This window comes from Microbacterium sp. NPDC091676, assembly GCF_044756645.1.
Taxonomy (GTDB): Bacteria; Actinomycetota; Actinomycetes; order Actinomycetales; family Microbacteriaceae; genus Microbacterium; species Microbacterium paraoxydans_D.
In genome coordinates, this window is record NZ_JBIVTI010000001.1 from 2,068,627 (window position 1) to 2,082,317 (window position 13,691).

Annotated in this window: 13 protein-coding genes; 7 read left to right on the forward strand and 6 right to left on the reverse strand. The window is 72.2% G+C overall.

Annotation, left to right across the window (positions count from 1 at the left end; all coding sequences use genetic code 11):
• Positions 1–208: 208 nt before the first annotated feature.
• Genes ACIQID_RS10040 through ACIQID_RS10060 form a run of 5 tightly spaced genes read right to left on the reverse strand, consistent with a single transcriptional unit; the run spans position 209 to position 4,769 of the window.
• Positions 209–985 (reverse strand): DeoR/GlpR family DNA-binding transcription regulator, encoded by a 777-nt coding sequence (locus ACIQID_RS10040; RefSeq protein ID WP_400284439.1) that lies wholly within the window; start codon positions 983–985, stop codon positions 209–211.
• Entirely contained in the window at positions 982–1,914 is a 933-nt protein-coding gene (locus tag ACIQID_RS10045; RefSeq protein WP_400284442.1) for a ketose-bisphosphate aldolase, read from the reverse strand. The genes ACIQID_RS10040 and ACIQID_RS10045 overlap by 4 nt, the downstream gene beginning before the upstream one ends.
• Positions 1,911–2,855, reverse strand: coding sequence for a 1-phosphofructokinase family hexose kinase (locus ACIQID_RS10050; RefSeq protein WP_400284445.1), 945 nt, complete (start codon positions 2,853–2,855; stop codon positions 1,911–1,913). The genes ACIQID_RS10045 and ACIQID_RS10050 overlap by 4 nt, the downstream gene beginning before the upstream one ends.
• On the reverse strand, positions 2,852–3,844 hold the full coding sequence (locus tag ACIQID_RS10055) for an ROK family protein (protein ID WP_400284448.1): 993 nt from the start codon (positions 3,842–3,844) through the stop codon (positions 2,852–2,854). The genes ACIQID_RS10050 and ACIQID_RS10055 overlap by 4 nt, the downstream gene beginning before the upstream one ends.
• A gap of 25 nt (positions 3,845–3,869) precedes the next feature.
• Positions 3,870–4,769 carry an SIS domain-containing protein gene (locus ACIQID_RS10060; RefSeq protein ID WP_400284451.1) on the reverse strand — a complete coding sequence of 300 codons (900 nt, stop codon included), beginning with the start codon at positions 4,767–4,769 and terminating at the stop codon, positions 3,870–3,872.
• A gap of 276 nt (positions 4,770–5,045) precedes the next feature.
• Here ACIQID_RS10060 and ACIQID_RS10065 point away from each other — a divergent pair, with 276 nt between their 5' ends.
• From ACIQID_RS10065 to ACIQID_RS10075, 3 genes are read left to right on the forward strand one after another with little or no spacing between them, the layout of a single operon-like run.
• Entirely contained in the window at positions 5,046–6,296 is a 1,251-nt protein-coding gene (locus ACIQID_RS10065; protein ID WP_400284454.1) for an extracellular solute-binding protein, read from the forward strand.
• Between the two features lie 31 nt (positions 6,297–6,327).
• Positions 6,328–7,299, forward strand: coding sequence for a carbohydrate ABC transporter permease (locus ACIQID_RS10070; protein WP_400284457.1), 972 nt, complete (start codon positions 6,328–6,330; stop codon positions 7,297–7,299).
• A gap of 2 nt (positions 7,300–7,301) precedes the next feature.
• Positions 7,302–8,228 (forward strand): carbohydrate ABC transporter permease, encoded by a 927-nt coding sequence (locus ACIQID_RS10075; protein ID WP_082750161.1) that lies wholly within the window; start codon positions 7,302–7,304, stop codon positions 8,226–8,228.
• Positions 8,229–8,284: 56 nt separating this feature from the next.
• Here ACIQID_RS10075 and ACIQID_RS10080 read toward each other — a convergent pair whose 3' ends face one another.
• Complete coding sequence (locus tag ACIQID_RS10080) at positions 8,285–9,448, reverse strand: ROK family protein (protein ID WP_331201589.1); 1,164 nt, start codon at positions 9,446–9,448, stop codon at positions 8,285–8,287.
• Positions 9,449–9,571: 123 nt separating this feature from the next.
• On the opposite strand from ACIQID_RS10080, the gene ACIQID_RS10085 reads away from it, so the two are divergent.
• The 4 genes from ACIQID_RS10085 (at position 9,572) to ACIQID_RS10100 (ending at position 13,682) form a co-directional block, all read left to right on the forward strand.
• The gene (locus tag ACIQID_RS10085) at positions 9,572–10,669 is read left to right on the forward strand and encodes an ROK family protein (RefSeq protein WP_400284462.1); all 1,098 of its coding nucleotides are present in this window, start codon (positions 9,572–9,574) and stop codon (positions 10,667–10,669) included.
• A 102-nt stretch (positions 10,670–10,771) separates the two neighbouring features.
• Complete coding sequence (locus tag ACIQID_RS10090; RefSeq protein ID WP_312674286.1) at positions 10,772–11,365, forward strand: short chain dehydrogenase; 594 nt, start codon at positions 10,772–10,774, stop codon at positions 11,363–11,365.
• Complete coding sequence (locus ACIQID_RS10095; protein WP_400284465.1) at positions 11,365–11,907, forward strand: GNAT family N-acetyltransferase; 543 nt, start codon at positions 11,365–11,367, stop codon at positions 11,905–11,907. Before ACIQID_RS10090 ends, ACIQID_RS10095 begins: the two co-directional genes overlap by 1 nt.
• 68 nt (positions 11,908–11,975) lie before the next feature.
• Positions 11,976–13,682 (forward strand): long-chain-fatty-acid--CoA ligase, encoded by a 1,707-nt coding sequence (locus ACIQID_RS10100; protein WP_400284468.1) that lies wholly within the window; start codon positions 11,976–11,978, stop codon positions 13,680–13,682.
• The last annotated feature ends 9 nt before the right edge of the window (positions 13,683–13,691 follow it).

The following is a 13,691-nucleotide window of genomic DNA, read 5'->3' on the forward strand; positions in this document are numbered from 1 at the left end:
TTCGGAAGGTGTCGAGCGACAGGCCTCGAAGGGAGAGGCCCGAGGGAGGCGCCGTCGGTTCTGGGGAAACGCCGCTGGGGAGCGGGAAGACGAGACGGACACCATCTGCTCCGGGAGCGTCGCGGTATGCAGCCGCGATGCTCCCGCAGGGCCTCGGCGATCTGGGGACGCCGAGGCCCTCGGGGCGCCCGCGTGCGGCCGGAGGGTCTCAGGCGAGAAGGACGGAGTAGCCCGCGGCGCGCAGCGCGTCGACGGCGGCCTGGTCGGCTCGTCGATCGGTGATGACCGTGGCGAAGAGCTCGGGCCCGCCGACGGTGGAGAACGCCTCGGCCCCGAGCTTGCTGCCGTCGGTCACGACGACGGCCCGCCGCGCCCGCTCCGCCATCATCCGGTTCACGGCCGCCTCGCGCTCGTCCTGGGTGGTCGCCCCGGCTGCCGCGTCCATCCCGTTCACGCCGATGAACGCGAGGTCCAGCCGCACCCCGCGGAGGAGCTGCTCGACGAACGGGCCGACGAGCTCGTAGGTGCGCGAGTGGATGACCCCGCCTGTGACGACCACCTTGATCTCCGGCCGGGTGGCGAGCTGGGCGGCGATGTTCACCGCGTTCGTCACCACCGTGATCCCGCCCTCCGCCGCCAGATCCTCGCGGGCGGCGAGCGCGGCCGCGATGGCCGTGGTCGTCGTGCCTCCGGAGAGGCCGACCACCATGCCGGGGGTGACGAGCCCCGCCGCGGTCTGCGCGATGCTCTCCTTCTCGTGCGTGCGGAGATGGCTCTTGTAGCGCAGCGGCAGTTCGTAGGCGACGGTCTGCGCCACCGCACCGCCGTGCGTGCGGGTGAGCAGCCGCTGCTCGGCGAGGGAGTCGAGGTCGCGGCGGGTGGTGGCCGGGGAGGCCCCGAACCGCTCGACCAGCTCCTCCACCGTCACCTCCCCGTCCGCCGCGAGGAGGTCGAGGATCGCGTGCAGGCGGGCCGCGCGCTTCACCGGTCGTCGTTTCGCGTCGAGGTCGCAGCCGTGCCCGGAACCTCTGCGACCTGAGCGGGATTCTGCGACGGCAGCAGGGCGAACAGTCGCAGCATCCGGGCCGCTTCGTCCGCGAGGGCGGCGCGGGCGGGAGCGAGGTACTTGCGGGAGTCGACGAGACGCTCGTCGGCGGCGAGCACCTCGCGGACCGCCCGCGTGAAGAAGCCGTTGAGGTGGGTGGAGACGTTGACCTTGGTCATCCCGGCGCGCACGGCATCGGCGATCACGGCGTCGGCTACTCCGGACGAGCCGTGCAGCACGAGGGGCACGTCGGTGCCGTCCGCGGCGGCTCCGCGCAGAGCTGCACGCAGGCGAGCGATGAGGTCGAGGTCGAGGGAGGCCGTGCGGTCGGTCATGGCGTGCGACGACCCCACGGCCACGGCGAGGGCGTCGACGCCGGTGGCGGCCACGAACGCCCGCGCCTCGTCCGGATCGGTGCGTACCCCGGGGGCGTGGGCGCCGTCCTTCCCGCCCACCTCGCCGAGCTCGCCCTCCACGTACACCCCCGCCGCGCGGGCCCGGGCAGCGACCTCGGCGGTCACCGCCACGTTCTCGTCGTAGGGCAGCGCGCCGCCGTCGAACATGACCGAGCCGAACCCGAGGGCCACGGCCTCGTCGACGAGCTCCGGTCGCTCCGCGTGGTCGAGGTGCACCGCCACCGGGGTCTCCGCGCGTCGCGCCGCGGCGAGCGTCGCGAGGGCGATCGGCTCCAGACCGCCGTGATAGTCCGCGCAGTTCTGCGAGATCTGCAGGATCACCGGGAGCTGGGCGCGCGCGGAGGCTCGGACGAGGCCCTCCGCGGTTTCCAGGTGGATGACGTTGAATGCGCCGATGCCGGTGCCGGCGGTGGCAGCCGCGGAGACGAGCTCCCGGGCGGAGACGAGGGTCACGAAGGGTCCTTCCGGAACGAGGCGGGGTCGGGGCGGGAGATGCGGAGCTGCTCCTCGAGCGCGCGCCAGCGGGGGGAGATGTCGCCGGCGAGCGGCATGAGGACGGCGGCCGCCGACCACGCGGTCGCGCGGCGGAGGAGGGCCTCCGGGTCGCGCTCGCCCTCCGCGGAGAGCACGGCGCAGGCCGCGACCGCGGCGTCTCCCGCACCGGTCGGATTGCCGGAGAGCGGCTCGTCGAGTCGGGCGTGGAGGAGGTCGGTCGCGGTGACCGCGAGCATGCCGTCGGCCCCGAGCGACAGGAGCACGAGCTCGGCGCCCCGGGCCAGCAGCGACCGCGCGCCCTCGACGGGGTCGTCGATGCCGGTGGCCTCGGCGAGCTCCGCCGCGTTGGGCTTGAGCACGGTCGCTCCGGCGTCGGCAGCGCTCAGGAGGGCCGGACCGGAGGTGTCCACGATCACGGGGACGCGGGCGTCCGCACCCACCGCGACGAGCATCGGCACGAGCGACTCCGGCGCCCCGGGCGGAAGGCTCCCGGAGACGACGAGGACCCCGGCGCCGGGAAGCCGGTCGACACTCTCCGCGAGAAGCCCGCCCCACTCGGCATCGGTGGGGTTCACCCCACGTTCGTTGACGATCGTGGTGTCGCCCGCGGCCTCGTCGACGAGGGCGATGCTGCGACGGGTGTCGGCCGCGACGGGCACGAGCACATGGGGCACGCCGCTGGCCGTGAGCTCCGCGGCGAACTCCGCGCCGACCGGACCGCCGGCCGTGGTCAGCGCGAGGACGGACGCCCCCTCGGCGTGCGCGACCCTGGCGACGTTGAGGCCCTTGCCGCCGGCGCGGGACGCGCCGGTCTCGGCACGGTGCGTCCCGCCCGTCACGAGCCGATCGACCTGCCAGGTGAGGTCGAGCGCGGGGTTCGGGGTGACGGTGAGGATCATGCGAGCTCCCTGGCACGGAGGGCGGCGCCGATCAGTCCCGCGTTGCCGGACAGCTCGGCGGGGACGAGCGCGGGGAGGCGGTGGAAGCTGAGGCGGGCGGCGAGACGGGACCGCAGCTCGTCGAAGAGCGCACCGCCCGCCCGCGACAGTCCGCCGCCGATCACCACGGCCTCGGGGGCGACCACGGCGGTCAGCTGCGCGAGCGACAGGGTGAGCGCGTCCAGCGCCGAGTCCCAGATGTCGGCGGCGACCCGGTCCCCGGCGGCCGCCCGGGCGATGACGTCCTTGGCGCCGTCCGGAGCCGTCCCCGTCGCCTCGCGGTAGCGGCGCGCGATGGCGCCCGCCGAGGCCACGGCCTCCAGACAGCCGCGGGCACCGCACGGGCACACCGGTCCGTCGGCGATCGGGGAGTGCCCGATCTCGCCGGCGTAACCCCCGGCCGTGTAGGGGCGGCCGCCGACGAGCAGGGCCCCGGCGATCCCGGTGCCGATCACGAGGATCACCGCGTCGTGGTAGGCCCGCGCGCCGCCCAGCTCGTGCTCGGCCCAGCTCGCGGCGCGTACGTCGTGGTCGAACGCGACGGGGAGGCCGAGACGCTCCGCGGCGAGCGCGCGCAGCGGCGCGTCCCGCCAGCCCATGTTGCTCGCGAACACGCCGATCCCGGCGGCCGCGTCGACGATCCCCGGCACCACGAGCCCCGCGGCGCGCGGCGTCAGGTCGGGGTGCTCGTCGCGGAGCTGCGCGGCGAGCACCTGCAACCGGTCGATCAGCGCGGGGGTGCGGTCGCCGTCGGCCGCGGGGGTGGGCGTGCGGCGGAGGCCGAGCGCCCGCCCGTCCGCATCGAACAGCGCCGACTTGATGTCCGTCCCGCCGACGTCGAAGGCCAGGACGGGCGACCCGGCGCCGAGCGTGCGCACCGCGGCGAGCTTCTCGCCGGCCTCGTCCCTGGCGACGTCGGGGATCGCGTCCGCGGCGTCGTTCGGGGTCATCGCTCGGCTCCGGGAATCGCTGGCGTCATGCATCCAGGATGACGGATCGCGTGAGGTTGCGCGGCTGGTCGGGGTCGAGCCCGCGGGCCACGGCACGGTCGAGGGCTGTCCGGTGCAGGCGCACGAGGTCGGCGAGGGGGTCGATCGCGCGGTGCTCGAAACGGGCACCCGTGGCGCGCACCTCCGCGGCCAGTCCTTCCGGCGCCGCTCCGAACTGCCACGTCACCCGGCCCGGGGCGGCGATGGCGATCGGCCCGTGGCGGTAGTCCATCGACGGGTACGCCTCGGTCCACGACTGCGACGACTCGCGCAGCTTCAGGGCGGCCTCGTGGGCCAGGCCGATCGTCCAGCCCCGGCCCAGGAACGTGTACTGCTCCGCGTCGCGCAGCTCGGTGTCGTCACCCTCCTCGGCGAGCACGGCCGTCGCGTCGGCGATGGCTCCGGAGAGGTCCTCGCCCAGCGACGCCCGGAAGAGGGCGAGCGCGGTCGTGGCGAAGCGTGTCTGGACCACCGACTGCTCGTCGGCGAACGGCAGCAGCACGGCGTCGTCGACGAGCGAGACGAGCGGGGAGTCGGGGTCGCCGATCACGCCGATCGTGCGGGTGCGCCCCTTGATGCGGTCGACGAGCTCCAGCACCTCGGTCGTGGTGCCGGAGCGGGTGAGGGCGACGACGGCGTCGTAGCCGCGGTCGACGAAGGCCTCGGACGCCGCGAACGCATCGGTCTCGCCGTGGCCGGACGACTCGCGCAGCGCGGCGTAGGACTGCGCCATGAACCACGAGGTGCCGCAGCCGACGACCGCGACGCGCGCACCCCGGGCCGGCAGCAGGGCCCGCTCGGCGGTGAGTTCGGCGGCGGTGGCCCACATCTCCGGCTGGGAGCGGAGCTCTGCGCGCATGTGTGCGCCGGGCAGCGAAGCGGTCATGAAGAGGCCTTTCAGACGAGATGTTGCGTACTTGTGATTGTTTCGGGCGTGATCCGATCATAGTATTTCGTCCCAAGAGAGCAACATCTTGATTTGTTTGTTTGCCTGACAAATAATCGGGACGAGTTCCCCCGAGCCCCCGCTCGGACGATCACGACCGCGTAGGCGGCGTGATCATCACGCACCGTCGCGTGGAGTGTTCTGCGACTGTGCACCACCCCCCTCTCCGGAGAGCGGATCCCGCCCGCTGGAGCAGCACCCACAGTGAGGAATGCAATGCCCATGAACAAGTCACGGCGATACGGGGCCGCAGCGGTCGCGGCCGTCGCCACGCTGTCGCTCGCATCCTGCGGTTTCGGTGGATCGGGAGGAGACAGCGGTGGCGGCGACGACGCCAGCACGCTCGACCTGCTCGTCCCCAGCTACTCCGACGCCACGAAGGGTCTCTGGGAAGACGTCATCGACGGGTTCACCGAGAAGAACCCCGACATCAAGGTCAACCTCGAGGTGCAGTCGTGGGACAACCTCGAGAAGGTCATCTCCACGAAGGTCCAGGCCGGCGAGGCGCCCGACATCTACAACGGCGGTCCCTTCGCGGGCTTCGTCGAGGACGAGCTGCTCTACCCCGTCGAGGAGGTCGTGTCCGACGACGTCTACTCCGACTTCCAGGACTCCTTCCTCGCCAACGCCGAGGTCGACGGCACCGCCTACGCCCTGCCGATGATCGCCTCGGCGCGTGCCCTGTTCGTCAACAACGACCTCCTCTCCCAGGCGGGCGTCGAGGCGCCGACCGACTGGGACTCCCTGCTCGACGCGGCGACCAAGGTGTCCGGGCTCGGCGGCGGCGTCGCGGGCTACGGCATGCCGCTCGGCTCGGAGGAGGCACAGGCCGAGGCCGCCGTGTGGCTCTGGGGCGGCGGCGGGTCCTTCGGCGACGCATCGGAGATCACCATCGACACCCCGGAGAACCTCGTCGGCGCCGAGCAGATCAAGAAGATGATCGACGCCGGGGCGACCCAGGCCGACCCCGGCTCCACGCAGCGCTCCCCGCTGATGGACATCTTCATCCAGGGCAAGATCGGCATGCAGGTCGGCCTGCCGCCGACGGTCGGCCAGATCGCCGACAACAACCCGGACCTCGACTACTCGATCGTGCCGATCCCGACCGAGGACGGCTCGCCGTTCACCCTCGGGGTCATGGACCAGCTCATGGCGTTCGAGAACGACGGCGACAAGCAGGAGGCGATCACGAAGTTCCTCGACTACTTCTACTCGCCCGAGGTCTACGTGCCGTGGGTGCAGGCGGAGGGCTTCCTCCCCGTCACGAAGTCCGGTGCGGAGGAGCTGTCCGGCGAGGAGGCCCTCAAGCCGTTCCTCGACGTGCTGCCCGACGCGCAGTTCTACCCGTCGACCAACCCGAAGTGGTCGGCAGCGGACGGCGCCTTCAAGTCGCTGTTCGGACAGATCCAGGACCAGCCGGCGGCCGATGTGCTGAAGCAGATCCAGGACCAGGTGGACGCGGGCTGACCCGCGGAACGGAGAGGTTCGGGAATCCCCCATGAGCCAGACGACAGAATCCTCGAACCTCGCGGGGGCGGCCACCGGCCGCCCCCGCACCCCGGACGCCGGGGCGGCCGTGCGCGGTCGCCCCGGCGGACGGGACCTCCTCCAGGCGCTGCCGTGGATCGCCCCCGCGCTGGTGCTCATCATCGGCGTGGTGCTGTTCCCCGCCGGCGTCATGTTCTTCAACTCCACCCGTGACATCTCGCTCTCGGGTCTGGACAAGGGCTCGGTCGGCTTCGACAACTTCGCGACCGTCTTCACGTTCCCGGAGTTCTGGCCGATCTTCGTCCGCACGATCGTCTGGGTCGTGTCGGTGGTGCTGTTCACGGTCGTGATCTCGCTCGGCCTCGCGCAGATCCTCAACAAGGCGTTCCCGGGGCGCCAGCTCGTGCGGATGGCGGTCATCGTGCCGTGGGCCGCGTCCGTGGTGATGACCACGATGGTCTTCTACTACAGCCTCGAGCCGTACTTCGGGGTCTTCAACAAGTTCCTCTACGACATCGGGCTCTCCGACGACGCGGTGGGCTACGGCTGGACGAAGAACCCGACGACGGCGTTCGCCTGGTCGATCGTCATCGCGGTGTTCGTGTCGCTGCCCTTCACGACCTACACGATCCTCGCGGGGCTCCAGGCGGTCCCCGCCGACGCGATCGAGGCCGCGAAGATGGACGGCGCCGGCGCCGCCCGCACCTACTGGTCGATCATCCTGCCGCAGCTGCGCAGCGCCCTCGCCGTGGCGATCCTCATCAACATCATCAACGTCTTCAACTCGCTGCCGATTCTCAAGGTGATGACCGGGTCCATCCCGGGCTACGGCGCCGACACGATCATGACGCTCATCTTCAAGTACATCGAGCTGCAGAAGAAGGTCGACGTCGCGAGCGCCCTGTCGGTCGTGGCCTTCCTCATCGTGATCGCGATCGTCGCGGCCTACGTCAAGATCGTCAAGCCCATGAAGGAGGTCTGATCATGACCGTGACCGAGACCGCCCTCGTGACCACCGCCGACTCCCGCGGACGCCGCACCCCGCCGATCCCGGGCCGCCGGCGCCGCTACACCGCGGATCAGGTGTCGCTGCCCCGGGTGATCCTGCGCACCGCCGCCGGGTTCCTCGTGCTCGCGATCTTCGTGCTGCCGTACCTCATCATGTTCTTCGGATCGGTGAAGACGAAGGCGCAGATCCGCTCGGTCGACCCGACCTACCTCCCGGTGGAGTGGCACTGGGAGAACTACCTCACGATGTGGTCGACGCCCGAGACGCCGCTGCCGTACAACCTCGTCTCGACCATCGTCATCTCCGTGTTCGCGACGCTCCTGGTGCTGCTCGTGTCGCTCCCGGCGGCGTACTACACGGCCCGGTTCCGCTTCCCCGGCCGCATGGTGTTCCTGTTCCTCGTGATCGTGACGCAGATGCTGCAGCCGGCGGTGCTCACGTCGGGCCTGTTCCGGCAGTTCACCGTCCTCGGCCTCGGCGACACCTGGACCGCCATGATCTTCATCAACGCGGCCTTCAACCTCTCGTTCGCCGTGTGGATCATGCACTCGTTCTTCGCCGGCATCCCCAAGGAGGTCGACGAGGCGGCGCAGATCGACGGCGCCGGACGCCTGACGGTCCTGTTCCGGATCAACCTCCCGCTCGTCTGGCCGGGCATCGTCACCGCGATCGTGTTCACGTTCGTGGCCTGCTGGAACGAGTTCGCCGCCTCGCTGGTGATCCTGTCGACGGACAAGAACCAGCCGCTGTCGGTCGCGCTCACGAAGTTCGTCGGTCAGTACGAGACGAGCTGGCAGTACGTGTTCGGCGTCTCGATCGTCGCGATCCTGCCCGTCATCATCCTCTTCATGCTCATCGAGAAGCGTCTCGTCGGCGGCCTCACCGCCGGCAGCGTGAAGTAGCGTCCGGTCGCGCACCCGCACCCGGATCGTGCAGCCGGAACACCCGACGGCAGAGGTCAGGGGCGGGGGCCGCCGGCGCGGAGCTGCTCCGGGCTCCATCGCACGCCGAGGACCGCGGTGAGGGCGGCCTGCGCGGGACCGGCGGAGGGGGCCACGCGCGGGTCGGCATACCGGATCGGCACGTCGGCGGTGCCGCGCGCCGGGTAGCCGCTCTCGGCACGCACCCGCTCCAGGAACCGGGGGCCGAGCTCCGTCGCGGGGCCGCCGATGACGACCTCGATCGGATCGAGCAGCGCCCCGATGAGCTTGATGGCGCGGGCCAGCGCCCGCGCGCCGTCGTCGATCAGGGTCTGATCCGCCCGGGCGACGAGGGCACGGACCGCCGACGCGTCCAGGGCGTCCGAGAACTCCTCGCCGAGCATCGGTCCCATCGCGGCGGCCGACTCCAGGCAGCCGCGACGCCCGCAGCGGCACGGGCGGGCGGCGTCGCCGAACACCACCTGCACATGGCCGATCTCCCCGGCGCGATCACGGGGGCCCGGCGCGAGCTCCCCGTCGAGGGTGACCGCGGCGCCGATGCCGCCGCCGCTGTGGATGAACAGCCGGTAGCCCGAGGGGGCGGCGTCCAGACCGGCCTCCGCGATGGCCTCGGCATCGACGTCGTTGACGAGGAGGACCGGGACGCCCGCGATGCTCTCGAAGCGCTCCGCCAGCGGAACCTCGTGCCACTCCAGTTGCACGCTCTCCAGCACCGTGCGCCCGTCGGTCGTCCCCGGGACCTGGACGCCGACCGCGAGCAGCCGCGACCCGTATGCCGCGACCACCTCCGCGACGGTCTCGTCGAGGACCCGGTCGCGGGTCGGCATCGTGTAGGAGACGCTGCGTCGGGCGACTTCGGAGCCGTCGAGGGCGACGAGCGCCAGGTACGCACTGGTCGGCTGGACGACGAGCACGAGGATCAGGTGATGCTCCGCGTCGATGCTGAGCGTGGTCGCGCGCTTGCCCCCCGTGCTCACCGCCTGCTCGCCTTCGGCGATGAGCCGGTGCTCGATGAGTTCCGCGACGAGGGACGACGCGGTCGCCGCTGTGAGGCCGGTCGTCCGCGCGATGCCGGCGCGGGTCTGGGAGCCGGAAGCCTGGAAGACCAGCTGCAGCGCCCGTCGCAGGTTCGCTCGCCGAACCGCCGCCTGGGTGTCCAGCGCGTCGTCGTGGGTGAACATCTGCGAGTTCCTTCTCGGGGCCGAGGTGGCGTCGATTGACAGCGCGCGTACCGCTCCGTACGCTCGGTCCGTTAGTTTATTCATTGAACTTAGTCAGCCCGAGCGTCGATCGGGAGGAGCATCGTGCGCTACCCCCAGATCCTAGAGCGCCCCGGCGATCGGGCACGAGCCGCGCAGCCGCCGACCAACGGCCATGCCCGCGGCATCCGGGAGCGCAACCGCGCCCTCGTCCTCCGCACGCTCATGGAGCAGGCGGCCCTGAGCCGCGCGGATCTGTCCCGCCTCACCGGCCTCGCCCGCCCCACCGTCTCCGAGGTCGTGCGCGACCTGCTCGCCGACGGCGTGATCCGGGAGAGCGGACCCAGTCAGGAGTCCCGGCCGGGAAAGCCCGCCGTGATGCTCGAGTTCGACCAGCGCGCCGTCCAGGTCATCGCGCTCGACCTCTCCGCGCCCGACGACATCGTCGGCGCGCTGGCCTCGCCCGACGGCCGCATCGCGCACCGTCTCCGCCGGCCGCGCACCCCGGACGCCGCCGCGGCCGTCGCCGGTCTCGTCGCCGAGCTGCGGGCCCTCGCCGACGGTCCCGCGCTCGGCATCGGCATCGGCGTGCCCACCGGCTCCTCCGCGCTGCTCGGACTCGGCCCACGACTCGCGGAGATCCTCGACGCTCCCGTGCACCTCTTCGACGACGCCGATCTCGTGGCCGACGCCGAGCAGCGGTTCGGCTCCGTCGGCACCGACTTCCTCCTCGTCCGCATCGGCACCCGCATCGGCACCGCGATCCGCGTCGTCGGCGACGACGGCGCCCCGGTCGAACGATCCATCGGGGCCCGCGAGCTCGCGCACGTCGGTGCGGGTGGCGACCCCGGCGAGGTCTGCCTGTGCGGCCGCGACGGCTGCGTCCACGCGTGGGCCGCGGCTCCCGCGATCGCCCGGCGCCTGGAGACCCCGGGCGCGGACCACGCGACGGAGTTCGCCGCCGCCGGCGCCCGGCTCGGCACGTCGCTCTCGGTCATCGCCGCCGCCGTCGACCTTCCCACGATCGTCGTGAGCGGTCCGGACGAGATCGTCTCCCCCGAGTTCGTGGACGCGACGGCCGCCGCGGTCCGTGCCGCCTCCCACCCCTCCCTCGGACCGAGCGTGGTGCCGAGCGCGCTCACCGACGCCGTCCTGCTGGGTGCTGCGACCCGCGTGGTGGCCGCCGAGTTCAGCCCGCGCTGACGACGGCTCCGTCATCCGTCGACACCCGGCCGGGGAGGGATGGGAGACTCGATCCCGCGAGGCGGCGATCCGTCGCCTCGATCCGTCCTGGGAGGAATCCGCATGAAAGCACTCGTGATCGGCGCAACCGGCAGCATCGGAGGGGTCGTCGCCGCCACCCTCGACGTCCGCGGACACGAGGTCGTGCGCGCCTCCCGCTCCGGCGAGCAGAGCGTGGACGTGACCGATCCGGCCTCCCTCCGCAGTCTGTTCGAGCGGGTCGGCCCCGTCGACGCCGTCGTGGTGGCGGTGGGCTCCGTGCCCTTCAAGCCGCTCGTCGACCTCGACCGCGACGACTACCTGGCCGCCTTCACCGGGAAGACCCTCGCGCAGCTCGACGTCGTGCGGGAAGCCCTCTCCCACGTGACCGACGGCGGCTCCATCACCCTCACCAGCGGCGTGCTCGCGCGGGAGCCGATCGCGACGGGAGCGGCGGCGGCGATGGCCAACGGCGCCCTGGAGTCGTTCGTGATCACGGCGGCGGCCGAGGCCCCGCGCGGGATCCGCATCAACGCGGTCTCCCCCGACGTCCTGGCGAACTCCCCCGGGTACTTCTCGACCTTCCCCGGCCACCGCCCGGTCACGGACGACGAGGTCGGCCAGGCCTACGTGCGCGCGGTCGAGGGCATCGTCACCGGGCGGGTGCTCCCCGTCTGATGGCGCTCTCCCTCACCCCGGTACCCACGCTGACCACCGAACGGCTGGAGCTCGTCCCGCTGGGACCTGCGCACCTCGACGGCACCTGGGAGGCCCTGCAGGAGCCCGAGGTGCTGCGGTTGACCGGAACCCACGCGCGCTTCACCCGCGAGGGCGTCGAGACCTGGCTCCGGTCGCTCGCCGACCGCGACGACCGGGCGGATTGGGCGATCCTCTGTTGCGAAGACGGCGCGCACATCGGCGAGGTGGTCCTCAGCGATCTGGACGAGGAGAACCGCTCCGCGGGGTTCCGCATCGCGCTCGCGGGCCCGCAATGGTTCGGCGCCGGATACGGGACGGAGGCGACGCGCGCGGTGCTCCGTCACGCCTTCGACGCCGTGGGTCTGCATCGCGTGGAGCTCGAGGTGTATGCGTTCAATCCGCGGGCGCAGCGCGCCTACGAGAAGGCCGGGTTCGTGGTCGAGGGCCGGCGTCGGGAGGCGCTGCGCTGGGACGGCGAATGGGTCGACGCCATCGTCATGGGCATCCTCGCGGACGGGTGACTGCACGCCGAACGGCGGTCGGCGCAAGGGGGGAGGCGGAGCACAGGTCCGTGTCGGAGGATGGGAGCATGACCGACGCGCCGCTGTCTTCCCGTCCCTGGCTCCGCTCCTATGCCGAGGGCGTGCCGGCCGACATCGACGAGCCGACGCAGACCCTGCCGCAGATGCTGGCCGCCAGCGTCCGGCGGTACGCGCGTCGCCCCGCCCTCGAGTTCTTCGGCGCCGTCACGAGCTACCGGGAGCTCGGCGAGCAGATCGACCGCGCCGCGGAGGGACTCCGCCACCTCGGGGTCACGAAGGGCGACCGGGTGGCGCTCGTCCTGCCGAACTGCCCGCAGCATGTCGTGGCGTTCTACGCGGTCCTCCGTCTCGGGGCGATCGTCGTCGAGCACAACCCGCTCTACACCGCGCGGGAGCTGCGGCATCAGTTCGAGGATCACGGGGCCCGGGTCGCGATCGTGTGGGACAAGGTCGCCGACACCGTCGCGGGATTCCCCGACGACCTCCGGGTCGGCCACATCGTGAGCGTCGACCTCACGGCGGCGATGCCCCTGACGAAGCGCCTCCTGCTGCGACTCCCGGTCCCGAAGGCCAGGGAGTCGCGGGCGAAGCTGACCGGCACGCCACGCGCGCGGCACCTGATGCCGTGGAAGAAGCTCGTGTCGCACCGGAGGCTGCCCCGCCGCACGCCCGCGCCGTCGCTCGGCGACACCGCCGTCCTGCAGTACACGAGCGGCACGACCGGGATTCCCAAGGGGGCCATCCTCACCCATGCGAACCTGCGGGCCAACGCGATGCAGGGGCGGGCCTGGGTGCCCGGGCTCCGCGACGGCGAGGAGACCTTCTACGCCGTGCTCCCGCTCTTCCACGCCTACGGACTCACCCTGTGCCTCACGTTCGCGTTGAGCATCGGGGCGAAGGTGGTGCTGTTCCCGACGTTCGACCTGGGTCTCGTCACCGACGCCGCCCGCACGAGCCCGCCGACCTTCCTCCCCGCGGTGCCGCCCATCTACGATCAGCTGGCCCGCGCTGCCGGACGCGGCACGGTGGACCTCTCCGCGGTGCGGTTCGCGATCTCCGGGGCCATGAGCCTTCCCGTGGCGACCGTGCGGCGGTGGGAGGAGGCGACCGGAGGGCTGCTCGTCGAGGGGTACGGGATGACCGAGGCCTCCCCCGTCGCGCTCGGCAACCCGATGGGTCCGACGCGGCGCCCCGGCACGGTCGGCGTCCCGTTCCCGAGCACCGAGATCCGCGTCGTCGACCCCGACGACCCCGACGTCGACGTGCCCACGGGTGAGCCCGGCGAACTGCTCCTCCGCGGGCCGCAGGTCTTCCAGGGGTACTGGGGCCGCCCCGGAGAGACCGCCGAAGCTCTCCTGCCGGGAGGCTGGCTGCGCACCGGTGACATCGCCGAGGTCTCGCCCGACGGGTTCGTCACCATCGTCGACCGCCGCAAGGAGCTCATCATCACCGGCGGCTTCAACGTCGCGCCCAGCGAGGTGGAGAGCGCGCTGGAAGCCCACCCGGACGTCGTCGCGGCAGCCGTCGTCGGCCTCCCCCGGGCGAGCGGCGGCGAGGAGGTCGCGGCGGCGGTCATCCTCCGCGACGGCGCGGCGGCGGACATGGACGGCCTCCGCGACTTCTGCCGCACCCACCTGACCGCCTACAAGGTGCCGCGCCGGATCACCGCCGTCGACGACCTCCCCCGGTCGCTCATCGGCAAGGTGCTGCGGCGCGAGGTGCGCGACCGGCTGCTCGCCGAGCGCGGGGCCTGACGCGCGGGC